General features: G+C 65.0%; 14 protein-coding genes. 3 read left to right on the top strand and 11 right to left on the bottom strand.

Annotated elements, in window-relative coordinates; all coding sequences use genetic code 11:
* The first annotated feature begins 29 nt into the window (after positions 1-29).
* Positions 30-803, top strand: a complete 774-nt coding sequence (locus tag Q7C30_RS05565; protein WP_295486325.1) for a ParA family protein — start codon at positions 30-32, stop codon at positions 801-803.
* Here Q7C30_RS05565 and trxC read toward each other — a convergent pair.
* From trxC to betI, 7 genes are all read right to left on the bottom strand, one after another.
* Positions 800-1,234 carry a thioredoxin TrxC gene (gene trxC / locus Q7C30_RS05560; RefSeq protein ID WP_039582593.1) on the bottom strand — a complete coding sequence of 145 codons (435 nt, stop codon included), beginning with the start codon at positions 1,232-1,234 and terminating at the stop codon, positions 800-802. The two genes, Q7C30_RS05565 and trxC, sit on opposite strands and share 4 nt — an antisense overlap.
* Positions 1,235-1,280: 46 nt before the next feature.
* Complete coding sequence (gene selO / locus Q7C30_RS05555; RefSeq protein ID WP_317870943.1) at positions 1,281-2,741, bottom strand: protein adenylyltransferase SelO; 1,461 nt, start codon at positions 2,739-2,741, stop codon at positions 1,281-1,283.
* Positions 2,742-2,822: 81 nt separating this feature from the next.
* Entirely contained in the window at positions 2,823-6,131 is a 3,309-nt protein-coding gene (gene mscK / locus Q7C30_RS05550) for a mechanosensitive channel MscK (protein WP_295486331.1), read from the bottom strand.
* Between the two features lie 35 nt (positions 6,132-6,166).
* The gene (locus Q7C30_RS05545; RefSeq protein ID WP_039582597.1) at positions 6,167-7,909 is read right to left on the bottom strand and encodes a potassium/proton antiporter; all 1,743 of its coding nucleotides are present in this window, start codon (positions 7,907-7,909) and stop codon (positions 6,167-6,169) included.
* A 270-nt stretch (positions 7,910-8,179) separates the two neighbouring features.
* Complete coding sequence (betA, locus tag Q7C30_RS05540) at positions 8,180-9,871, bottom strand: choline dehydrogenase (RefSeq protein ID WP_317870942.1); 1,692 nt, start codon at positions 9,869-9,871, stop codon at positions 8,180-8,182.
* 227 nt (positions 9,872-10,098) lie between these two features.
* Positions 10,099-11,571, bottom strand: a complete 1,473-nt coding sequence (gene betB, locus Q7C30_RS05535) for a betaine-aldehyde dehydrogenase (RefSeq protein WP_116887369.1) — start codon at positions 11,569-11,571, stop codon at positions 10,099-10,101.
* Positions 11,572-11,601: 30 nt separating this feature from the next.
* Positions 11,602-12,261: a transcriptional regulator BetI gene (gene betI, locus Q7C30_RS05530; RefSeq protein ID WP_029613847.1), complete on the bottom strand. Its 660-nt coding sequence runs from the start codon at positions 12,259-12,261 to the stop codon at positions 11,602-11,604.
* Between the two features lie 536 nt (positions 12,262-12,797).
* Between betI and Q7C30_RS05525 the strand changes: the two genes are divergently transcribed.
* Complete coding sequence (locus Q7C30_RS05525; protein ID WP_240326991.1) at positions 12,798-14,744, top strand: BCCT family transporter; 1,947 nt, start codon at positions 12,798-12,800, stop codon at positions 14,742-14,744.
* Positions 14,745-14,748: 4 nt separating this feature from the next.
* On the opposite strand, the gene Q7C30_RS05520 is transcribed toward Q7C30_RS05525, so the two are convergent.
* Complete coding sequence (locus Q7C30_RS05520) at positions 14,749-16,218, bottom strand: serine protease (RefSeq protein WP_317870941.1); 1,470 nt, start codon at positions 16,216-16,218, stop codon at positions 14,749-14,751.
* 153 nt (positions 16,219-16,371) lie between these two features.
* Between Q7C30_RS05520 and Q7C30_RS05515 the strand changes: the two genes are divergently transcribed.
* A complete protein-coding gene (locus tag Q7C30_RS05515) occupies positions 16,372-21,027 on the top strand; it encodes a DUF6543 domain-containing protein (protein WP_317870940.1) in 4,656 nt (1,551 codons plus the stop codon).
* Between the two features lie 6 nt (positions 21,028-21,033).
* On the opposite strand, the gene Q7C30_RS05510 is transcribed toward Q7C30_RS05515, so the two are convergent.
* The 3 genes from Q7C30_RS05510 to Q7C30_RS05500 form a co-directional block, all read right to left on the bottom strand.
* Positions 21,034-21,798: a divergent polysaccharide deacetylase family protein gene (locus Q7C30_RS05510; RefSeq protein WP_317870990.1), complete on the bottom strand. Its 765-nt coding sequence runs from the start codon at positions 21,796-21,798 to the stop codon at positions 21,034-21,036.
* Between the two features lie 8 nt (positions 21,799-21,806).
* Positions 21,807-23,132, bottom strand: a complete 1,326-nt coding sequence (locus Q7C30_RS05505; protein WP_039582604.1) for a S41 family peptidase — start codon at positions 23,130-23,132, stop codon at positions 21,807-21,809.
* A gap of 85 nt (positions 23,133-23,217) precedes the next feature.
* Entirely contained in the window at positions 23,218-24,519 is a 1,302-nt protein-coding gene (locus Q7C30_RS05500) for a murein hydrolase activator EnvC (RefSeq protein WP_039582605.1), read from the bottom strand.
* Positions 24,520-24,593: the final 74 nt, after the last annotated feature.

Genomic DNA, 24,593 nt, shown 5'->3' with positions numbered 1-24,593 from the left:
GGCATTCCTTGATACCCGGAGATCCTGTCATGCGGCGCGTGGTGTTCAATCAGAAAGGTGGCGTGGGCAAGTCGAGCATCGCCTGCAACCTGGCGGCGGTGAGTGCCAGCGAAGGCTATCGCACCCTGTTGATCGACCTGGATGCCCAGGCCAACTCCACCCAGTACCTCACCGGCCTGACCGGCGACGACATCCCCATGGGCATCGCCGACTTTTTCAAGCAGAGCCTGGCCGGCGGGCCGGTCGCGAAGAAGAACAAGGTCGATATCTACGAGACCCCGTTCGACAACCTGCACGTGATCACCGCCACGGCGGAACTCGCCGACCTTCAGCCCAAGCTCGAGGCCAAACACAAGATCAACAAGCTGCGCAAGTTGCTCGACGAGTTGAGCGAAGACTACGAACGGATCTACATCGATACGCCGCCCGCTCTGAACTTCTACGCGGTTTCAGCGCTGATCGCCGCTGATCGTGTGCTGATTCCCTTCGATTGCGACAGCTTCTCGCGCCAGGCCCTGTATGGCCTGCTCGCCGAGATCGAGGAACTCAAAGACGATCACAACGAAACCCTGGAGGTCGAGGGCATCGTCGTCAACCAGTTCCAGTCCCGCGCCAGCCTACCGCAGCAGATGCTCGACGAACTGCTGGCCGAGGGGCTGCCGGTGTTACCGGTGTACCTGGGCAGCTCGGTGAAGATGCGCGAGTCGCACCACGCCAGCCTGCCGCTGATTCATCTGGAGCCACGGCACAAGCTGACGCAGCAGTTCGTCGAGCTGCACTCGCTGCTCGAAGAGAACGCCTAGACGCCCTGCCCGCGCAGCCACTCCAGCAACGATTGCAGTGGCAGCGCGCCGGCCTGGCGGCTGACTTCGCGGCCCTGCTTGAACAGGATCAGGCTGGGGATCGAGCGAATCCCCAGTTGACCGGCCAGGCTGCGGTTGGCTTCGCTGTCCAGCTTGGCCAGGCGGCAGCGGCCGGCAAGCTGGCGGGCGGCCTGTGCGAACGTCGGGGCGAAGCTCTTGCACGGCCCGCACCAGTCGGCCCACACGTCCACCAGCAGCGGCAGGTCGCCCTTGATCTGGCTGGCGTAGCTGCGCTCGGTCAGCTCGAAGGGCTGGCCAAGCAGCACCTCCTGCTTGCAGCGCCCGCACTTGGGGCTGTCGCCCAGGCGCTCGGCCGGCAGGCGGTTGAGGCCGTTGCAGTGAGGGCAGGGGATGACCAGGGGTTCAGGCATATCTTCTCCTTGGGGTGCGATAGGGCTGTCAGGCCGCGCCTGGCATTCAGGACGAGCAACTGATCTCCAGGTGCTTGCCCCAGGTTGGCGGGCGCTCGGCGTAGGCCTGCATGCCGGGCTGTTCCTCGAACGGCCTGCTCAGCACCTGATGCAAGCGCCGGACTTCACTGTAGTCGCCCGCTTCGGCCGCCTCGATGGCCTGCTGCGCCAGGTAGTTGCGCAGGATGTACAGCGGATTGACCGCGTGCATGCGCGCACGTCGGCCCTGGGCATTGTCGGGTTCGCGCTGGCAGCGTGCCAGGTAGTCGGCGGCCCAGTCGTCGAAGCCGGCGAGGTCGACGAAGTCGTCACGCACCCCGTGTAGCGCCTGTTCGACCGGTTGCTCGCCGAGCCGGCGGAAGAACAGCGTGTAATCCACTGCGCCACGCTGCATGCACTGCAGCAGGCGCTCGACCAGCGCCATGTCGTCATCTTCAGCGCAGGTCAGGCCGAGGCGGCGACGCATCAGGTCCAGGTAGTGGGCCTGGTACAGCGGCAGGAACAGCCCCAGCGTGTCCTTGAGCGCCTCGACCTCCACCACCGTGGTCAAGGCCTGGGCCAGCGCGCTGAGGTTCCAGTGGGCGATCGGCACCTGGTTGGCGTAGCTGTAGCGGCCACGGTCGTCTGAGTGGTTGCAGATGAAGTTGGCGTCGAAGTCGTCGAGGAAGGCGAACGGGCCGAAGTCGAAGGTGATGCCCAGGATCGACATGTTGTCGGTGTTCATTACCCCGTGGCAGAAACCGTAGGCTTGCCAGCGCGCGATCAGCTCGGCGTTGCGCTCGACGATGCTGCGGAACATGGCCAGGTACGGCTGCTCGGCCGCGAGGCACTCGGGGTAGTGCTGTTCGAGCACATGGTCCAGCAGCACCCGCTGCTGCTCGGGTTGCTGCGTGTAGTAGAAATATTCGAAATGGCCGAAGCGGACATGGCTGGGCGCCAGGCGCAGCAGCATGGCCGCGCTTTCCTGGGTTTCGCGCCACACCGGCGTGCTCGAACCGATCACGCACACGGCGCGACTGCTGGGAATGCCCAGCGCGTGCAGGGCTTCGGAGGCGAGGAATTCGCGGATCGACGAGCGCAGCACGGCGCGGCCATCGCCCATGCGCGAGTACGGGGTCTGGCCGGCGCCCTTGAGGTGCAGGTCCCAGTGCTCGCCCGCGTCATTGACCACCTCGCCCAGCAGCAGGCCACGACCGTCGCCCAGGCGCGGGTTGTAGCCGCCGAACTGATGGCCGGAATACACCATCGCCCGAGGGTCGGCGTCTTCCCAGAGCTTATGACCGCCGAACAGCTCGGCGAACACCGGCAACTCGGCCTGCGCCGGATCCAGATCGAGCAACGCCAGGGCCGCTTCGCTGACCACCACCAGGCGCGGGTCGGCGATCGGCTCGGGCAGCACCTGGGTGGAGAAGGTGTCGCCGAGGCGGGCGAAGCGGTTGTCGAACTGCAGGTGGTCGAGCGTTTTCACGGGCGGCTCCGGGTTGTTGAGGGGCGGTCCAGGTGCAGCGTTGACTGGCATTCTGGGCGCTTGCACCGGTCAGCGTCCAATTCAGCTCGGTGGCGTGCTGCTGTCGGGTGTGTTCTCCAGCGGGATCATCTGCTGCTTGCCGTTCTTGGTGTCCATCAGGAACACCTCCACCTGGCGCACCGAGATCTTGATGTCGTGGGCCTTGAACTCACGGTTGATGTAGCGGTTGATCTCGTCCAGCGTCGGGTTGCGGTCGCCCAGGTCGCGCACGTGCATGCGCAGTTCGTGGTCCAGCGAGCTCTCGCCGAATTGCAGGAAGTACACCAGCGGCTCAGGGTCCTTGAGCACCCGGGGATTTTCGTGGGCGCCCTTGAGCAGCAGGTCACGCACCAGGTCCAGGTCCGAGCCGTAGTCGATGCCCAGCTTCAGCGTCACCCGGGTCACCGTGTCGGTCAGCGACCAGTTGATCAACTGCCCGGTGATGAAGGTCTTGTTGGGGACGATGATGTCCTTGCGGTCGAAGTCAGTGATGGTGGTGGCACGGATGCGGATCTTGCTCACCGTGCCGGACAGGTTGCCGATGGTGATGGTGTCGCCGATGCGCACCGGGCGCTCGAACAGGATCATGATGCCGGAGATGAAGTTGGCGAAGATCTCCTGCATGCCGAAGCCCAGGCCCAGCGACAGGGCGGCGACCAGCCATTGCAGCTTGTCCCAGCTCACCCCGAGGGTGGCCAGGGTGCTGACGATGCCCACGCCGACGATCACGTACGACAGCAGCGTGGTGATGGCGTAGGCGCTGCCCTGGGCCAGGCTCAGGCGTGACAGCACCAGCACCTCCAGCAGGCCCGGCAGGTTGCTGGCCAGGGCGATGGTGATGCCGGCGATGACCAGCGCGCCGAGCAGGTCGCCGAGGCTGATCGGCACCATGCTGGCGGTGGCGCCGGTGCCGCTGGTGTATTCGTACAGGGTGAAGTTGTTGAGGTAGGAGAACACCGAGATCAGGTCTGACCACACCCAGTACAGGCCGGCGATGAAGCCGCCGAGCAAGGCCAGGCGGATCAGGCGCAGCGACTGCTGGTTGACCTGCTCGATGTCCAGGGTCGGTTCTTCGACGATCACCTCGCCGTCCAGGCCTTCCTTGGCCGCCGCACGCTTGCTCAGCGCGCGTTGGTAGGCAAGGCGCCGCGCCGCGACCGACAGACCGCGCACGAACGCCGCCTCGATCACCAGCCAGAACAGCAGCAGGTACAGCGTGTAGATCAGGCGGTCGGTGAGTTTCAGCGCGGTGTAGTAGTAGCCGAAGCACACCGCGACGAACAGCGCGATGGGCAGGGCGGTGAAGGCCACGCCGACGGCCTTGCGGAACAACGAGGTGTTCTGGTGCGCCGGGCTGCTCAACAGCAGGCGGCTGAGCAACCAGGCCATCAGCCCATAGCAGGTCAGGACCACGCCGATGCCGAGCACGTCGTCGGCCAGCGCCGAGGGCTGGTGCTCAGCCACGGCCACCACGCCGACCAAGGCCAGCACCACGGTGCCGAGCCGGCGCACCCAGCCACGCAGGAACTCGACCTGCGGCTTGTGCCAGCGGAAATGCACTTCCGCCACGCCGCCGGGGGCGAGGATGCGGTAGGCGGTGTAGAACACCAGCCAGGCCTGGGCCAGTTGCCAGAGTGCGGCGCCGAGGTTGGCGTTCTGCCCGCGCGCGTCGATCTGCAAGGCGTAGCTGCACAACGCCAGGCCCAGGCTCAGCGGCATCGCCAGGAGGATGTTGATCAAAATCGCCTGGGGCGTGTGCCACTGGCTGTCGCGGCGGAAGTGGCCAATGTCCTGGTGCACCTTGCCCAGGCGCTGATACAGGTACTTGCGTCGCCACAGCAGTGCGCCGATCACCAGCAGCAGCGGCAGGAACAGCAGCGGCCGTTGTAGCAGGCCATCGGCCAGCTCATTGATGCCCGAGCTCCACGGCAGGCTGGCGACCTGGTTGGCGAAGCGCTCCGGCACGTAGCGCAGCCAGTCCCAGTCCAGCGGCTTGTTGCTGGGGATCCAGAACATCTGTTCATCGAGGGTGGTGCGCAGGTTTTGCGCGGTACTGAGCAACTGTTTCTGGTTGAGCTGCAGGGTGATCGATTCGTTGAGCAGCGCCGACAGTTCACGGTTCAGCCGTTCGAGCAGGTCGCTGCGGGTGATGGCCACTTCCAACAAGGCTTTGCGCAGTTGCGGCGTGACGTCCTGCTCGGGCTGTTTGGACAGCAGGTCGTCGACGTAGCTGATCGGGCTGCTCATCTGCTCGCGCTGCTGGTTGACCTCGAACTGGTAGAGACGGATATCGGCGATCTGGTCGGCCAGGTCGCGGTCCAGCTTCAGGTGCGGCAGGGCTTGCTTCTGCTTGTAGAGGATCTTGGACAGCAGCAGGCTGCCCTTGAGCACGTTGATCTGCTCGTCCAGGGCCTGGTCGGCCTGGGTCAGGGTGTCGAGTTGCTGCTTGGTTTGCAGGTTCTGCTGGGTCAGCTCGTTGAGACGGTCGGTGCTGCGCAGCAGGTAGTCGGAGAGCTTGAGGTTGGCTGCGCTCTCGTTGGCCAGCAGGGTGCTGCCGCCGGCCTTCTGCGCCTCGATGGACTGCTGGGTGACGGTCTGCTGGGACTGCGCCAGGCGCTTTTCGTTGATCAGCGTCTGCAGGTCCTGAATCTCCTGCTCCAGGCGCGCGGTGCGCTCGATCAGCAGGTCATGGCGGGCGCTGCCCAGGTCTTGCAGCAGGCTGTTGCCGGCCAGCTCCTGGCGGCGCAGCAGGGTCAGGGCATTGAGCGAGGCCTGTTCGGCGATGAGCTGGTTGCGCTGGTCGGGGGACAGCGCCTTGCCGTTGTCCTTGCCCGACTTGAGCGCGTTGTTGATCTGCTGGACGCGAGTCTGGTTGTTGCTGATCTCGGCCTGGGCACGCTCGGGGCGGGTCTGCGAGTTGATGATCAGGCTGTTGGCTTCGGACAGCGCTTTTTGCAGGTCGCCCTGCTGGGTGCTGCGTTCGCTGAGCATCAATTCGAGCTGCGGCACGCTGAGGTTGGCGTAGCGCTGCGCCACCGGGGTGGGCTTGCTGGTCTTGAGCTTGGCCAGCTCGTGCTGGCTGTCACGGGTTTCCTGGGGCGCGCTGGCGAGCTGCTGCTTGAGTTCGGCGAGCTTGCGGTCGCTGTCGTCCTTGCTGGCGATCAGCGTCAGGGTTTGCTCCAGCACTTGCTGCAGCGCCTTCTGTTCGGCCTCCGGCAGCTTGCGCTCGGCGATCTTGTCGAGGCTGTTCTGAACGCCCGGAGCGGTGGGCATCTCGGCCGCCACGGCGGCGAACGACAGGGAGAGGCACAGCCCGAGCAGGGCTGTGCGGGCATATACGCGCAGGGACATAGGCAGACTACTAGCGAAAGGGCATGAATCGGAGTTTAGAGGAACAGACCGGGTCCGGGTCGGGTTCCTTCGGGGAATCTGACGCCCACTTTCTGGATCTTGTTCCCGTCCATGGTCGCCACCGTCCAGATCGTGCCCTGCCATTCCACCTGGTCGCCCACGATGGGCGCGCCGCCGACCTTCTGTCGGATGAACTGCGCCAGCGGGGTGGACGCCTCCAGGCCGTCGAGCGTGAGGCCGTACAGTGCGGCCACCGCGCCCAGTTCGGCATCGCCTTCGAGCACGAAGTCGCCGAAGAAGCGCAGGTCCAGGCCGCGCTGGGGCGCCTGGCTGAACAGTTTGCCCAGCGCCGGCAGGTTGTGTTCATGGCCGATCACGCAGAGCATGTCGTCGACCTCCAGCACGGTGCTGCCGGACGGGTGCAGCAACTGTTGGCCGCGGAACAACGCGGCGATGCGCGTACCCTCGGGCATCCTCAGCTCGCGCAGGGGCGAGCCGATGCACCATTTTTCCGCGCCGAGGCGATAGACGAACAGCTCCCATTCGCTGGTGATGTGCACCTCCAGCGCCGAGCGGGAAATCGGCGCCGGGTCCGGTGGCACCGTGACCTTCAGCAGCTTGGCCATCCACGGCAGGCTGGTGCCCTGCACCAGCAGCGACACCAGCACGATGAAGAACGCCAGGTTGAAGAACAACTGCGCCTGCGGCAGGCCCGCCATCAGCGGGAACACCGCCAGGATGATCGGGACCGCGCCCCGCAGGCCGACCCAGGAAATGAAGCCTTTCTCGCGACCATGGAAGGCCTTGAACGGCAGCAGCGCAGCGACCACCGACAGCGGCCGGGCGACGAGAATCATCCACAGCGCCAGGCCCAGGGCGGGCAGGGCGATGGGCAGCAGGTCGTGCGGGGTGACCAGCAGGCCGAGGACCAGGAACATGCCGATCTGCGCCAGCCAGGCCATGCCGTCCAGCATGTGCAGGATGCCGTGGCGGCTGCGGATCGGCTTGTTGCCCAGCACCAGGCCGCACAGGTAGACGGCGAGGAAGCCGCTGCCATGCAGGGCGTTGGTCAGCGAGAACACCACCAGGCCGCCCGCCACCACCAGGATCGGGTACAGGCCACCGGCCAGATTGATACGGTTGACCAGTTGCAGCATCAGCCAGCCGCCGCCCAGGCCCAGCAGGCCGCCGATGCCGAACTCGCGCAGCAGGTGGGTCAGCAGGCTCCAGTGCAGGCCGGTCTGGCCGCTGGCGATCATGTCGATGAGCGTCACGGTGAGGAACACCGCCATCGGGTCGTTGCTGCCGGACTCGATCTCCAGGGTGGCGGTCACCCGCTCGTTGAGACCTTTGCCGCCGAGCAGCGAAAACACCGCAGCAGCGTCGGTGGAGCCAACGATGGCGCCGATCAGCAGGCCTTGGATCAAGCTCAGGTCGAACAGCCAGGCGGCGACCATGCCGGTCAGCGCGGTGGTGATGAGCACTCCGACCGTGGCCAGCGACAGCGCCGGCCACAAGGCCACGCGGAAGCTCGCCACCCGTGTGCGCAGGCCGCCGTCGAGCAGGATCACCGCCAGGGCCAGGTTGCCCACCAGGTAGGCGGTCGGGTAGTTGTTGAAGATGATGCCGCCGCCATCCACGCCGGCAACCATGCCGACCGCGAGGATGATGACCAGGATGGGAATGCCCAGGCGCGAAGACAGCGAGCTGACCAGGATGCTTGCGCCCACCAGCAGTGCGCCGATCAGGAACAGGCTGTTGATGGTACTGGCATCCAAAGGCAGGTACTCCGGGACTTCGCGGGGATGAAGACGTGGTAGTGCTTGAAGAGAACTAGCAGGTCGCGTGCCAATCGATTCTAACCTGATGAATTGGCGGCATGTAAAGCGTTTCTGCAGATGTACGAAAGGCACCGTCGAGGTGCCTTTCGTGGGTGCTGCGGTGTGGCGGCGGGCCTCATCGCGGGGCAAGCCCGCTCCCACAGGTTCTCAGTAGGGGTCAGCAGCAGCGACGTTTCAGAGCACTGCGCAGAACCTGTGTGGGCGCGCTTAGCCCTGCTTCACCTCGCGCATCGCTTTGCCCTTCACCGGAGCATCGCCGGCCACATAGTACTTGGCGGTGCTGCGCGGCAGCGGCTGGCGCTGGCGGATCTTGTCGGCGATTTTCTCGGCGATCATGATCGTGGTGGCATTGAGGTTACCGGTGATGATGATCGGCATGATCGAGGCGTCTACCACGCGCAGGCCTTGCATGCCGTGCACGCGGCCTTCGCCATCGACCACCGCCATGTCGTCGGTGCCCATCTTGCACGAGCACGACGGGTGGAAAGCGGTCTCGGCGTGCTCGCGGATGAATTTGTCCAGTTCCTCGTCGGTCTGCACGTGCTCGCCCGGGCTGATCTCACGACCCCGATACGGATCCAGCGCCGGCTGGGCCATGATCTCGCGGGTCAGGCGGATGCCGTCGCGGAATTCCTGCCAGTCCTGCTCGGTAGCCATGTAGTTGAACAGGATGCTCGGGTGCTGGCGCGGATCCTTCGACTTGGCCTGCACGCGGCCGCGGCTGGGCGAGCGCATCGAGCCCATGTGCGCTTGGAAGCCGTGCTCCTTCACGCCGTTGGAGCCGTTGTAGTTGATGGCCACCGGCAGGAAGTGATACTGGATGTTCGGCCACTCGAACTCAGGACGGGTGCGGATGAAACCGCCGGCCTCGAACTGGTTGCTGGCGCCGATGCCAGTGCCGTTGAATAGCCACTCGGCACCGATGGCCGGCTGGTTCCACCACAGCAGCGACGGGTACAGCGACACCGGTTGGGTGCAGGCGTATTGCAGGTACAGTTCCAGGTGGTCCTGCAGGTTCTCGCCGACGCCCGGCAGTTCGTGGACCACGGGAATGTCGAGGCTGTCGAGCAGGGCGCGGGGGCCGACGCCGGAGCGTTGCAGCAGTTGCGGCGAGGCGATGGCCCCGGAGCTGACGATCACTTCCTTGCGTGCACGCGCTTCCACGCGCTCTTCGCTGTCGCCGACCAGGTAGGTCACGCCGACGGCGCGTTTGCCTTCGAACAGGATACGGTCGCTCAGGGCGTGGGTGACGATGGTCAGGTTGGGACGCTTCTTGGCCTGATCCAGGTAGCCACGGGCAGTGCTGGAGCGGCGGCCGTTCTTGGTCACCGAGCGGTCCATCGGGCCGAAGCCTTCCTGCTGGTAGCCGTTGAGGTCTTCGGTGCGCGGGTAACCGGCCTGCACGCCGGCTTCGACCATGGCGTGGAACAGCGGGTTGTTGCCGGCCTTGGGCGTGGCCACGCTGACCGGGCCTTCGCCGCCGTGGTAATCGTTGGGGCCGATGTCACGGGTTTCGGCCTTGCGGAAGTAGGGCAGGCAGTCGAGGTAGGTCCAGTCTTCCAGGCCTGGCAGCTTCGCCCAGCCGTCGAAGTCCATGGCGTTGCCGCGGATGTAGCACATGCCGTTGATCAGCGACGAGCCACCGAGGCCCTTGCCGCGACCACATTCCATGCGGCGGCCATCCATGTGCGGCTCTGGATCGGTCTCGTAGGCCCAGTTGTAGCGCTTGCCCTGCAACGGGAAGGCCAGGGCGGCGGGCATCTGGGTACGGAAGTCGAAGCGATAGTCAGGGCCGCCCGCTTCGAGCAGCAGCACCGACACGCTGGCGTCTTCGGTCAGGCGGGTGGCCAGGGTGTTACCGGCCGAACCGGCACCGACGATGATGTAATCGTATTCCATGGGGAGGCTTCCTCCGGAAGCAGTTGCAAGCTTCAAGCCTCGAGCTTCAAGAAGAAGCGTTCGCGCCAAGCTTGCGATTGATTGGGTCCTGCAAGATCGGTGAGGTGTTACGCGCCTCACGTTCCCTGCAGCTTGCCGCTAAGGACTTACGGCTGCGCGTTGCCTGCAAGGGCCGGCGGCTATCGCCGACCGGCTCTTTCTTGCAGCTAGCCGCTCGCAGCTGTCTGTCAGAAGACCGACGTGTAGCCGCCCAGTTCGACCTGGACGGACTTGATACGGGTGTACTGGGCCAGCGAGCTGACGCCGTTTTCGCGGCCAACGCCCGATTGCTTGTAGCCACCGACCGGCATTTCGGCCGGCGATTCGCCCCAGGCGTTGATCCAGCAGATGCCGGCTTCGAGCTGGTGGATGATGCGGTGGGCGCGGCTCAGGTCGTTGGTGCACACGCCGGCGGCCAGGCCGTACTCGGTGTCGTTGGCGCGGCGTACGGCTTCTTCCTCGGTCTCGTAGCTGAGGATGCTCATCACGGGGCCGAAGATCTCTTCCTTGACGATGGTCATGTCGTCGCGGCAGTCGGTGAACACGGTCGGTGCAACGAAGGCGCCCTTGGCGAAGGCGCCGTCGGTCAGGCGCTCACCGCCGCACAGCACACGGGCACCTTCTTCCTTGCCCTTGGCGATGTAGCCCAGCACGCTTTCCATGTGGGCGAAGCTCACCAGTGGACCGAAGTTGGTGTTGTCATCTTCCGGGTTGCCGACGCGGATGCGCGCGACGCGCTCGAGGATCTTGGCCTCGAAGGCGGCTTTGAGCGAAGCAGGAATGAACACGCGGGTGCCGTTGGTGCACACCTGACCCGAGCTGTAGAAGTTGGCCATCATGGCGATGTCGGCGGCCTTGTCCAGGTCGGCGTCGGCGCAGATGATCAGCGGCGACTTGCCGCCCAGCTCCATGGTCACTTCCTTGAGCGAGGAGCTCGAAGCGCTGGCCATGACCTTCTTGCCGGTGGTGGTGCCGCCGGTGAAGGAGACTTTCTCGATGCGTGGGTGCTCGGTGAGCCAGGTGCCCACTTCGCGGCCGCTGCCGGTCAGCACGTTGAATACGCCGTCCGGCAGGCCGGCTTCGGTGTAGATCTCGGCCAGTTTCAGGGTGGTCAGCGAGGTGACTTCCGACGGCTTGAAGATCATCGCGTTGCCGGCGGCCAGGGCTGGTGCGGATTTCCACAGGGCGATCTGGATCGGGTAGTTCCACGCGCCGATGCCAGCGGTCACGCCCAGCGGTTCGCGACGGGTGTAGACGAAGGACGATTCGCGCAGCGGGATCTGCTCGCCTTCGATGGCGGGCACCAGGCCAGCGTAGTATTCCAGCACGTCGGCGCCGGTGACGATGTCGACGTAGCGGGTTTCGGAGTACGACTTGCCGGTATCCAGGGTTTCCAGCATGGCCAGCTCGTCGTTGCGCTCGCGCAGGATGTCGACGGCGCGGCGCAGGATGCGCGAACGCTGCATGGCGGTCATCGCGGCCCAGACTTTCTGGCCCCGCTCGGCGCTCTCGACGGCGCGCTCGACGTCAGCCTCGGTCGCACGCTGGACGTGGGCCAGCACTTCGCCGGTGGCCGGGTTGATGGCTTCGAAGGTGGCGTCGCTGCCAGCGTCGACATAACCGCCATCGATGTAGAGTTTTTGCGTTCCGAAACGGGCCATAGAATCCTCGCAAGTGCAGTGTGTGATTGGCTAGCCGCCTCGTGCGCCTGCCTTCAGGGCAGCGGTCGCGGGCGGTTGTGCAGCGGCCTGGGGAGCCAGGTTGTGCTGTTTAGCCAGTTGTAGATCCATGTATTCGTAGGCGATGCGTATCGCCTGTTCCGTGTCGAACGCATCGCCCGACAGCGCGCCGCGCAGCCACAGACCATCGATCAGGGCCGCCAGGCCGCGAGCTGCCTTGCGCGCATGGTAGAGCGGCAGGACGCGGCGAAACTGACAACACAGGTTGGAGTACAGGCGGTGGTCGTTGATCCGCTGCAACCTGTGCAAGGACGGTTGGTGCATGCTCGAGGCCCAGAACGCCAGCCAGGTCTTCATGGCCGGACCGTTCACCTGGCTGGCATCGAAGTTGCCCTCGATGATCGCCTGCAGGTGGGCTCGCGGAGTGTCTTCATGCAGCGCCTCGCGGCGTGCGCTGACCCCTTCGCTGAGCATCTTCATGACGTAACTCATGGTCGCTGCGATCAGGCCGTTCTTGTCCTGAAAGTAGTGACTGATGATGCCGTTGGACACGCCGGCCAAACGGGCAATCAGCGCAATGCTGGCATCTCCCAGTCCGACCTGATCGACCGCCTGTAACGTGGCTTCGATCAACTGCTGGCGGCGGATGGGTTGCATACCGACCTTGGGCATCGTGCTATCTCCTCAGGCCTGCGAGCGGACGAGACGCCTCCGACTCGGCGAGGGCCAGTCTATTTTGTTTTGATTGAACGTTCAATCAATAAAGAATAAGCTCTGCGACAATTTGTGCCATTGACAGCTTTTGAGGCTGCTCCAGCGACACGGATTGACACCCCAGGAAATCGTGAAACCCCCGTGATACAGGGCGTTTGCGGGTAGGAATGGTGCAGCGACAGATCCCGCCGGGCGGTCATCGACCGTGCGGCAGACCTTTGGAGCGGGTCCGGCGAACTGCGACAGATGCGCGCATCCCACGCGGATGATCGTGCTGAAATCCGGCCAGCCACTCTGTTTTTTTGCAGCGATTCGGTTCGGGTTCACGGTTTCCAAGGTGCTTTTATAACACCTGACGCAGTGGGGGGATTCCACCAATTGCTCGGGACAAGACTGAAATTAGCCTCCACCGCCGCACTGCCCGGAGCATTCGTGCAATGAGTTCTGCCTCCCTGACAAAGCCCCCCGCCGAGAGGGTTCGGGTCAACCGCGTGGTGTTCTACACCTCTGCGCTGCTGATCCTCGCGTTGACTGCCTTGCTTATCGCTGTACCCGAAACCGCCGGTCAGGTGCTGAGCGTCGCTCAGCAATGGCTGACACGCAGCTTCGGCTGGTACTACATGCTGGTGATCTGCGGTTACCTGCTGTTCGTCATCTACCTGGCCTTCTCCGACTACGGCAAGCTCAAGCTGGGCGGCAAGGACGACCAGCCCGACTTCAGCTATGGCGCCTGGGCCGGCATGCTGTTTTCCTCCGGCATCGGCATCTCGCTGCTGTACTTCGGCGCGTCCGAGCCGCTGGACCACTACTTCAACCCGCCCGAAGGCACGCCCGCCAGCCTGGAAGCGGCGCGCCAGGGCCTGCAACTGACCTTCCTGCACTGGGGCCTGCATGGCTGGGCGATCTACGCCCTGGTTGGCCTGGCCGTGGGTTACTTCGCCTATCGCCACAACCAGCCGCTGGCGCTGCGCTCGGCGCTGTACCCGCTGGTGGGGGAACGCTGGGTCAAGGGTGCGGCGGGCAACGCCGTGGACATCTTCGGCATGTTCGTCACCCTGCTGGGCCTGGTGACCAACCTGGGCATCGGCTCGATGCAGGTGGCCTCGGGCCTCGAATACCTGTTCGGCATGGACCACAGCAAGACCAACCTGCTGGTGGTGATCCTGGTGATGGCCGGTGTTGCCACCGTGGCCGCGGTGTCGGGTGTGGAAAACGGCATTCGCCGCCTGTCCAACCTCAACATCGTGCTCTTCAGCGGTCTGCTGATCTTCGTACTGCTCGGCGGTGAGACCCTGCACCTGCTCAACGGCTTCGTGCAGAACATCGGCGACTACCTCAATGGCCTGGTGCTCAAGACCTTCGACCTCTATGTCTACGAAGGCGAGGCCGGCAAGTCCGAGCGCTGGCTGGGCCTGTGGACCGTGTTCTACTGGGCCTGGTGGATCTCCTGGGGTCCGTTCGTCGGCATGTTCATCGCGCGGATTTCCAAGGGTCGCACCGTGCGCCAGTTGGTCAGCGGCGTGCTGCTGATCCCACTGGGCTTCACCCTGGCGTGGCTGTCGATCTTCGGCAATACCGCGCTGGACCTGGTGATGAACCACGGCGCCGTGGAACTGGGCAAGACCGCCCTGGAGCAGCCGTCGATGTCGATCTACCAACTGCTGGAATACTTCCCGGCAGCCAAGATCGTCATCGGTGTCGCCGTGTTCGTCGGCTTCGTGCTGTTCCTCACCCCCGCCGACTCGGGCGCGGTGATGATGGCCAACCTTTCCTGCACCGGCGGCCAGGTGGACGAGGACGCGCCGCACTGGATGGTGGTGTTCTGGTCGGTGATCATCACCCTGGTGACCATCGGTCTGTTGTTCGCTGGCAACTTCGAGGCCATGCAGACCATGGTGGTGCTGGCCGGCCTGCCGTTCTCGGTGGTGCTGGTGCTGTTCATGTTCGGCTTGTACAAGGCCATGAAGCAGGACGTGGCGATCGAGCAGGAGCGCGCCGAGCTGGCAGCCCGTGGCCGTCGCGGCTTCAGCGAGCGCCTGACCCAGCTCGAACTGCAGCCGACCCAGGCCGTGGTGCAGCGCTTCATGGACCGTCAGGTCAGCCCGGCGCTCAAGGAGGCGGCTGAGCAGCTCCGCGCCCTGGGCTTCCAGGTCGAGACCCGCGTCGGTCAGTCGCGCAACATGATGGGCGTGCGGGTGATGATGGAAGAGGGCAACCCGTTCGTCTACGAAGTGAGCCTGGACGGCTATCTGGCTGCACCGAACGAGGCGTCGCCCGAGGGCGAGGCAGAAGTGCGCCAGCGCTTCTACCGTGCCGAGGTCTATCTGCATGACGGCAGCCAGGAATACGACCTGATGGGCTTCACGTCCGAGCAGATCGTGCGCGACGTGCTGGATCAGTTCGAAAGCCACCGCCAGGTGCTGGGCCGCGTCTACAGCTGAGCCGTCATGGCGCAGGCAGTAGATGGTCGGTGCGTACCGCCGAATGACTGCCGTTGATGTCCTCGCCTCGGGTGCAGAGTTTCAACGGCAGTTGCTGGGGCTTGAAGGTATACACCTCGTGGCGCGCCCGTCGGTAGCCCGACGGGTTCTCGCAATCGGTCGACTGCGGCGGGCCGCGCTTGACGAAGTAGCGCACCAGATCCGGCGGGTGGCGGGTCCAGGTCACCTCCAGGCTGGCGTCCTCCAGGCGTCGGATCGACACGTCCGGGTCGGGTACTGGCGCAGCGGGAAGCAGATTCACCGGCAGGCTCAGACTGTTGGCCATCAAGCCTGGCGAGGGTCGCTGATCGGCGCCCTCGACGCCGATCAAGCACAGGAAGTACCAGCCCGGCGTCGTGCCAATCGGTGTGTCGATGCGGTTCTGCGCGGCCTCGATCGTGCCGCTGTAGTGCAGCGGATCCTCGCAGGCCTTCGGGTCCTGCACGGTCTTGTAGCGATAGCGCGGCGTGTCCAGGGCGAAGGTCATGCCCCACGTCGGCGCCTCGATCTGCCCGTTGGCATCCAGCGCCAGCTTGCGCATGAATGCGATGCGCTCCTGGACCTCGATGTGCACAGCGGGCAGCAAGGTGCAGTCGGGGTTTTCCAGGTCTGCACGCCCCTGTCGCCAGCAGCCTGACAAGCGTTGCACCGGCATGGCGTAATTGAGCGCCTGTCCGGTCACCGCTTCGGCATGATCGAACGCGCACGGGCTGTTGCGCTCGCAGCGCGTCGAATCGGCGACGCCGACGCTGTTGATGACGGCGATCAAGCGTTGCCCGTCCTCGCTGATCACCGGGCTGCCCGAGGCGCCTTCGGCGATGCCCGCGCAGTCGTTGCGCTCGATGTCGCGCCAGACCCAGGGGTATTCGATGGCATGGCTGGTACGCTGTTGCGTGCAGCGCATCAGGCGCAGGCCCTCATCAGGCACACTGGGCTCGCCAATCACCATCACCGGCGCGGCCGTGTCCGGTCGCTCGCCCAACCGTAGGGGCTCGATACCCTGGGCCATGACCTCCTGCAAGCTGGCATCGAGCTCGAGCAACGCTAGGTCGGTGCCCTGCATGCTGCTCCACACCCGCTGCTTGAGCGCGAAGGTGACGCGCTGCTCGGACGTGTCGATGAAATAGTTGAAGGCCACCGAGCCCTCGGCCGGCACGTTATGGGCGACCACGCCGTTGCGTGGATCCAGGCAATGGGCGGCGGTGACCACGTAGGCAGGCCCGGACGAATGGCCTGAGGGCTCGCGGGTGTCGAGCAAGGTGGCGATGCATTGATGCGTGCCGTGCTGGGTGCTCAGGCGGCCGATACCGTTCCACTGCACGCTCTGCAACTGGGCATTGAGCAGCGGCACTGGATCGGCGGCGACCACGACGTCGGCGTGAAACGCCAGCAGAAGCCAGGTAGCAGATGCGGATAGGGCGGAGCGTGACGGCATGGCGAATTCCTCTGGACGGTTGCCATGAGGTTGCCGCCGTGGCGCAGACCATCCGCGTTACATAGTGCTGACGATCGAGTGCCAGCGATAAGTACGGCCAGTCGGTGTGGGCACCGAGCTAGGGTCGGGGTCCGTTCCCAGCGAGACGTCGTCATGACCGATACCGTCGTTTCATCGCCCGATTTTTGCCTGCTCGTGCGCGCCCAGTTCGCCAGCCGTCCCACGTTGCGACAGGTGCTCAGCCGCCAACTCCTGCTAGCGCTGGTCGAGCAGTACCCGCTGATCGCCCGCCAGCGTCCCGAGCTGGTCGACGCCGACAGGCTCAGCGTGGCCACTCCCAGCCCGGACGGCGAGCAGGTCGCTTTGCGCCCGCTGGTCGATGAGGTGCTGCAGGCCTGCCTCAACGGCGTCCTGTTGGATTTCCCCGCCGTGGCCAACACCAAGCCCTACCTGACGCTCGATCGCAAACGCTTGTTCGCCATCGAGGATCCGTTCGAAACGGCTGACGGCGATCAGATCGACTTGCAGCGCCTGATCGAGCCGTTCAACGATGTGCTGTTGCTGACTGCCGCCTACTTCCGTCAAGCGCAGGTCGATTACTGGCGCGCGCCAGGCAGCATGGGCACTAGCCGAGACCGCTGCCTGCAGCAAACGATTCGCGCGGCGCTGCTATACAACCTCCCGCTCAACGGCCTCGATGCGCGCCAGCAGGCGTGCATTCATGGCCTGCTCAAGGGCGGACGTGAGCAGCCGACGGTGTTCATGGTGCAGATCGACCTGCTGCACGACGCCCGCACGAGCAGCACGTTTCTCACCGATCTGTTCGTGCAGGGGCAGTGGGACGAGGCTGAGGTGGTCCTGTGGTGTCGCCCGTCCGGCGTGATCTGGGCGTTCGACGGCCTCGATGCGCTGACCGATGCCTTGGCCGACGAGTACGCCCCGTCTGCCCAGGGTGTCGGCCTGACCTGGCATCGCCACGTGCTCGAGGGCGACCCCTTCGTACAACTGACGGCGTTGTTGCAGGAGCGCATGCTCGAACAGGTGCAGGCCCTCGACCGTCTGTCATTGAGCAGCGTGGCTGAACTGGAGCAGGCGTATCTGGCGCTCACCGACCCGTCACGCGGGTTCATCGAAGGCTACATCACCCAGGCGCAGATCAAAGGCGTGCCACCGTCGGGGGTGTTCCGGCTCAGTCCAACGGACAGCTTCGCCTGCCAATCGGCGCTGTACGAACTGGCGCTGGCCCAGGCCGAGTCCGGTGGCGCCGCGGCCTTGGGCGAGGTGCTGGACCTGCACAGTTACGCCAGCCAGCAACTGCGCCAGCAACTGCTGGCCGATCACCCGATCGATGCCAATTACTGGCCAGACGACCTGATGCTCGAGCTCACCACCGCCTGGGGCGTGCCAGGCGGGGCGGGTGCCGGCACGGGCGACGGGGCACTGGAGCGGCGCAGTGTCAGCCTGACGCAGTTCGCCATCGCCAATCTTGCGTCGCTGCAAGGCGCATCCATCACTGCCATCCGACACCGCGATGACCAGTTGATCATGGCGTGGATGAACGCCGACTACGTCAAGGCGTTGGTGGAGCGGGTGGACATCGGCGGCACCTATCCACTGTACGTCGCAGCGCAACTGGACGAGCCGACCGGCTACTCGATGCGCGTACAGCAGTTCGCTCGGCAGTGGCGCAGCGCACTGCTGTTCAGCGCCCTTCGCGCGCGGTTGCACGGACGGATCTGCGAACCCAGTCTGCAAGCGGTCAGCGACTACTGCGCAGGACGCATCGATGCCAGCCTGCCGGCGAGCATGCTGATGCCATTGGCCCTGCGCCGTGCGCCCGACAGCCCGGCATGCGATGTGGTGCAGGGCATGTACGTGCTGTTCAACGCGGCGCTGAACAACGTCATCCTCTATCGGCCGTTGTACGGCAAGGACGCCGTGCTCGAGTTTGCGAGTATCGACGCCATGATGCAGGCCGTGCGCGAGGACAAGGACTTGCAAGCCAGCCTGCTCGACTGGTTGCCGCCGCAGGCGCGCCCGGTCTACGACCACGGCGGATTCACCGAACCGCACCTGGGAACGCCGATCGTCGACACCTCGATTCTGCCCGCGCCCGTGGCACCGGTGCAGTTCTGGCCGCGCTACTGGCGCAGCGAGGTGGACCTGCAGCTCTACCAGGCCAACCGCGATCTGCTGGTGACCCTGGCGGACCGCGATTCGGTGTCCAACGCCGAGAGCCGCTGGGCGCTGCTGGTCCAGGGCGCATGGCTGCTGTTCGACGTTGCCAGCCTGTTGCTACGCGGCCCGGTGGCGACGGTGCTGTGGCTGGTGCAGATGTTCGATGCCGCGAGTGCCGATGTGCAGGCGGTGCGCGAGGGCAGCGCGTTCGAGCGCTCGGCGGCCTTGGTCGACATGCTGTTGAACCTGGTCATGGTGATAGGGCACGCCTATGCGCCTGCAGTGTCGCGAGTGCCGGCCAGGCTACCGGATGCAGCCCAGATGCGCGGTCTTGCAGCCGGTGCGGCGCTGCCGATCACCGAGCGCCCCCCCGCGCCTGCGCAGGGCAAGGTGTTCCTGGCCGGCGCGCTCGCCAAGCCGCAGGCACTGCTGGACTTCTCCTTCAGTGGCGGTAGCGGATTCAACCTGCTGCCACCGGAACGACTTCGCCAGTTGGAGGCCATGCGCAGCGAGCGTGCGCTGGACGGACTGACCCCACTCGCACAGGGCGCTGCCGCCGGTCTGTACCTCATCGAGGACCAACACTACGTCGGCCTGCGTGGCGATGCCTATCGCGTCACGCTTGGCGAAGAAGGTGTGCGCATCGTCGACGCGCAAGGCAACCCTGGTCCCTGGGTGGAGCGCTACGGTGCCGGCTGGCGAATCGATGTCGGGCAACGACTGCGTGGCGGTATGCCGAAAAGCCGCATTGCCCGTAAGCGCGAGGAGAACATCGCCGCCGAAGCACGGATCAGGGAGCAGGATGTGCAACTGACCGGTCAGCGCAACAGCCTGGGACAGGCTTTTGGCAAACACCTGGACGAGGTGGAGAAGACCACGGCGAAGATCGACGAGTTGCGGGCGCTGGAGTCTCTGGACGAGCGCCAGCGCGAGTTGCTCGACCTGCACATCCAGGTGCGCCGGGCACAACGCAACGTGCTGGCGAAGGATCTCAAGAACCTCATCGAGCATGACCTCAAACATGAGGCGCTGTTGATGAGCACCGGCTCTGTGAAGCTGTCCAGTCAGGTGGTGGCCGACGCGCTACTGCATCAGCGCAGCCTGTTGCGCCAGGGCCTGATCGCCGCCTGCGAGCATCGCTACAACCTGCTGGCGACGCTTATCAACGATGAGGAGATCGACGCTCAACGTCGGGCGATCGCGATCCTGCCCGAGACCGACGAGGAAAAGCAGCAGTATCTGCGCCTGGTTGCGTCGCTGGAGCGCGTCGAGCAGTTGGGCATCGAACTGGTCGCGCACGCGGAGCGTTTCGACGCGCTGCTGGAAAGCACGCTCAAGGACGACGGTATCGTCTTTCGCGACGATGACGACCAGCCGGTCAACAAGCACCATGAACTGGACAAGGTGATCGAGCAGCGGCGGCACAACGCCGTCGATGTGGAGTTTCGTTTGCTCGAAGACCTTGGCGAGCTGTGCCTGGACCGCCTCAAGGGCTCTACCGAGGAGGAGGTCGCGGACCATGACGAACTGTTGGTCAGCGACGCCTTGCGCAGCGCCGGTAGCGCACATGGCGAACTGGCGGCCAGCGATCTGTCCGAGGAGGAGCGCGTGGCGGTGCTCAACGATGTGATCGAGGCCTACGAGGAAACCATCGGCAGCGCCGAGTATCTGACCAGCACCCAGCCGGCGCTGATTCGCCAGGACAAGCTGCAGTCTTTTCTCAACGTTGCGCGGCGGCTCAAAGCGCTGGCCACTGAACAGATGAGCGCCAGTGTCCGCGAAATCGAACTGAGCGAGCCGGTGCCCCAGCGCACCCCGGTGTATGCGCCGCGCGGCGGTATTCGTCGGGTGGTCAGAACCCAGCGCGGGCGCAATGTGGTGGGTGTGGAGGCCACGGGGGAGGACGGCGAAGCCGTCGTGCAGCAGAGGGACAGTCATGACAATGTGCTCAGAACGTTCCGTCGCCAAGCCAGTCAGTGGCGCGAAGTGGCGGATGAGCACAGAGACAGGCCTGCCGTCGGGCCTGCACCGCAGCCGGAGGTTCTGCGCACTCAGGTGCAGGCGCTGATTGCCGGCGTGAACCCAACCATCAACATGGCCAAGCGGTTCTTCGGTCACGATGAACCCCTGGGGTTGTCGACGGTGATCGACCTGCATGTGAAGGATCTTCAGCACAGGCTGGCCCAGTTGCCACGCAGTGGCCAGGACGGTGAGTTGATCGAGAGGGCCCAGGCAGCCATCCAAGAGCTGGAGGACAGCAAGCGCGATCTGCTGGTCACCCTTTACCTGACGACGCGCACACCAACGCTCAATGCCTTGAAGTACCTGCATTCCATTGGTGAGCTCATCATCGAGCGGCGTGATCGACGTTTATTGCTGTCCGGTGGTGATTACTTGGACACTTATGAAATCAGGCGGGTGACCGGCAGAAAGCTGTGGGAAGCCCATTTCCATTACCCCGCCGAGGAGACCGCCGACCGCGAATTCATCCGGGGGCATCTCAAGCTCTGGGAGCAGCGCAAGCTGGGCGCACAAGCGCAGTTGCGTGCGGCCAAGCGCAACCAGGTGCTCAAGGTATACCGCGGGCAACTGCGCAAGGGCGACGTCGAGGGCATCATTCCCTTCGAGTGAGCACACTCAGCGGTTGCTGTATCGGCCGTGCCGACCATGTGCCGGCATGGCCTGATTGCTGCGCTCGGCGATCATCTGACGCAGCTCGATCAACTCGATGCCCTGGCTGGCCAACCGGGGCATTTCCCGCTCCAGCACCTGCAAGGTTTGCGGGTACGGATGGCCGATCAGTACCGCCGAGCCTTGCTTGCGCGCCAGCTCGACGCCTTGGCGCAGTTGGGCCGCGATGGCTTCGGGAGTGCGCACATCGTCGAGAAACACATCTCGCGAAACGTGGGCCAGCCCCGTTTCCTGGGCTTTGGCCGCTGCCACCGTGGCGGCGCTGGTGCGGCTGTCGACGAAGAACAGCTCACGACGCTGCAGCTCACCCATCAGCCAGGCCATGGCCTCGGGTTGCGCAGTCATGCGACTGCCCATGTGGTTGTTGACGCCTGCGGCGAACGGCACTTTGATCAGCGCCGCGTCCAGGCGCCGCGCCAGTTCCTCGATCGGCAGGCCGGGGTGCCAGGCATAAGGCCCGGTGGCCGGGTCCATGGGCATGTGCAGGATCACCGTGCGCCCGGCCTTGTGGGCCTGGCGGGCGAAGTCGCTGGCGTGCGGGGTATCGGGCATGACCGCCAGGGTGACCGGTCCGGGCAGGGCGAGGGTGCGGCTGTCGCGTTCGCTGTTCTGTCCCAGGTCATCGATGATGATGCTCATGAACGCCTTGACCGGCGCCGCGTGGGCGGTGCCGGCCAGTGCGCAGGCCAGTGTCAGCAGCAGGGCGCGGATGACGGGCATCAGTCGCCCTTGGTGATGTTCAGGCCCTTGAGCAGGCTCAGGGCCTGGCTGAGCTGGAAGTCATTGTCCTGTGGGCGCTCGGTGCGCTTGCTGCTGCCGGTGGGGCGGTCGGCGCCGCCGTTGCCGTTGCCCAGGTGGCCCTGCAGGTCGGCTTCCTTGAAGTTGTCGGTGTCGGCTTCGGCGGTGAGCTTGGCCTGGCGCACCTCGATGTCCGGAACGATGCCCTGGGCCTGGATGGAGCGGCCGTTGGGGGTGAAGTACAGCGCCGTGGTGAGCTTCAGTGCGCGGTCGTTGGTCAATGGCAGCACGGTTTGCACCGAGCCTTTGCCGAAGCTGTCGGTGCCCATCAGCACGCCGCGCTTCTGGTCTTGCAGGGCGCCGGCGACGATTTCCGATGCCGAGGCGCTGCCGCCGTTGATCAGCACCACCAGCGGCACGCCCTCGCTGGCGTCGGCCGGGTCGGCGCTGAAACGCAGCTCGGAATTGGCGATACGGCCCTTGGTGTAGACGATCAGCCCTTTGGTGAGGAAGTGGTCGGCCACTTCCACGGCCGACTGCAGCACGCCACCTGGGTTGTTACGCAGGTCCAGGACCAGGCCGCGCAGCTTCTTGCCGTTGTCCTTGCGCAGCTTGGCCAGTGCCTTGCCGACTTCCTCGCCGGTCTTGACCTGGAACTGGGTGATGCGGATGTAGCCATACCCGCTTTCCAGCAACTGGCTTTTCACGCTCTTGACCTGGATGACCGCACGGGCCAGCGTCACGTCGAACGGCGTGCCACCGTCGCGCACCAGGGTCAGGGTGATCTTCTGGCCGATCTTGCCGCGCATCTTGTCGACCGCTTCGGTCATGGTCTGGCCACGGGTCGGCGCGCCGTTGATCTTGACGATCAGGTCGCCCGCCTCGATGCCGGCGCGCGAGGCAGGAGTGTCGTCGATGGGCGAGACCACCTTGATGAAGCCGTCTTCCTGGCCCACTTCGATGCCCAGGCCGCCGAATTCGCCACTGGTGCTTTCCTGCAGTTCCTGGAAGTCTTCCGGGCCGAGGTAGGCCGAGTGCGGGTCGAGGTTGCTGAGCATGCCCTTGATGGCGTTCTCCAGCAGGGTCTTGTCGTCCACCGGCTCGACGTAGGCGGCCTTGATCCGGTCCATGACCTCGGCGAAGGTGCGCAGCTCGTCCAGCGGCAGCGGCGCCTTGGCCGTCACCTCGGTGGCCGGCATGGCCGCAGGCTTGGCAGCCTTGGCCGGCTCGGCGGCGGTGGCCAGGGGCGCGCCGACGACCAGAGCGATGCTCAGGGCCAGCTGGGTGAGGCGAGACGAGTGCAGCATGTCGAACGAACTCCTGATCCTGTAGGTGCCCCTGACGGAGCATCGACGTCGCCCATAGAGGCGATGCCGTCATGTATGCAAATGCCTAGCCTCGGCACCATTGCGCCGGGTCGGTAGGCCGACCCTGCTGGCGAATCGCGAAGTACAAGCCCGCGCTGTCCTGACCGCCGCTGTCGCCGACGGTGGAAATGGCTTCACCGGCCTTGACGATGTCTCCGGCACTCTTGAGCAGGCTCTGGTTGTGGCCATAGAGGCTCAGGTAACCATTGCCGTGGTCGAGAATGACCAGAAGTCCGGCACCGCGCAACCAGTCGGCGAACACCACGCGGCCACCGTGCACCGCGTGCACCTGGGTGCCTGCGGAGGCGGCGATCATCACCCCATCCCACTTGGCGCGGGCGTCACCGCCACGGGTATCGCCGAAGCGTGCCAGCAGTCGACCATTGACCGGCCATGGAAGTTTTCCACGGGCCGCGGAAAAGGCGCCGCCGTAGTTGGCACCGTCGCTGGAAACCAGCGGGCCAAGTACGGTGCGGGCCTTCTTCGGCGGCGCTTCGGGCGCTTCGGGCGCCTCGCGCCGAGCATCGGCCAGGGCTTGTTCGCGGCGACGCTTTTCTTCTTCCTGGCGCGCCAGCAGTGCCTTCTGCCGCGCCTCTTCGGCTTCGCGGGCCTGGCGTGCGAGGGTTTCCTCGATGGTCTTGAGCACCTTGGCGAGGTCGGCCTGGTCCTGCTCGCGGGCCTGGAGCTTCTGGTCGCGGGCTTTCATGTCGCTGTTGAGCTTGGCCAGCACCTGCTGGCGCTTGCTGCGCTCGGCTTCCAGCGACTGGCGGCGGGTGTCGAGGTCGGCGCGCTGGGCCAGCAGTTGCTCTTGCTGCCCGGAAATCTCCAGCTCGACGTTGGCCAGTTGGCGCAAGGTCTCGTTGAAGGTGCGCAGTTGTTCCAGGCGCGCCTTGCTCAGGTAATCGTAATAGGTGAGGGTGCGCGCGAACTTCTCGGGATTCTGCTGGTTGAGCAGCAGCTTGAGGTATTCCTCGCGGCCACTCTGGTAGGCCGAACGGGCCTGGATAGCGATCAGCCGTTGCTGTTCAGTACGGGCGGACTGGAGTTTTTTTTTCTCGTGGTCAAGGCGCTCCAGTTCGCCCTCGGTCTTTTTTAGCGCTTGTTGCAGCGCCTCCACCTGTTTCTCGAGATTGCCGATATCGGTCTCAGTGGACTTGAGGTCTTTCTGCACGCCGGCTTTCTCTTCCTGGAGCTTGCCCAGCGTCTTCTTGAGCTCGGCGATGTCCTGGCGAGTGGCGTCCAGCTGTTGCTGGGTCTGGGCGCGCTCGTCGGCGATAGCCGGGGCGAGCAGGCATGACAGGGCGAGGAATATGAGGGCGCGGCGCATGGAATCGGGCGTACCAGGGATGGAGACTGGCCTAGTATGCCCGCCCGGGCTTGCAAAAAAAACGCCTGCCAGCG

This window comes from Pseudomonas sp. RAC1 (assembly GCF_030658255.1).
In the GTDB taxonomy this organism is placed as follows: domain Bacteria; phylum Pseudomonadota; class Gammaproteobacteria; order Pseudomonadales; family Pseudomonadaceae; genus Aquipseudomonas; species Aquipseudomonas boreofloridensis.
This window is presented reverse-complemented; position numbering and strand designations above follow the sequence as displayed.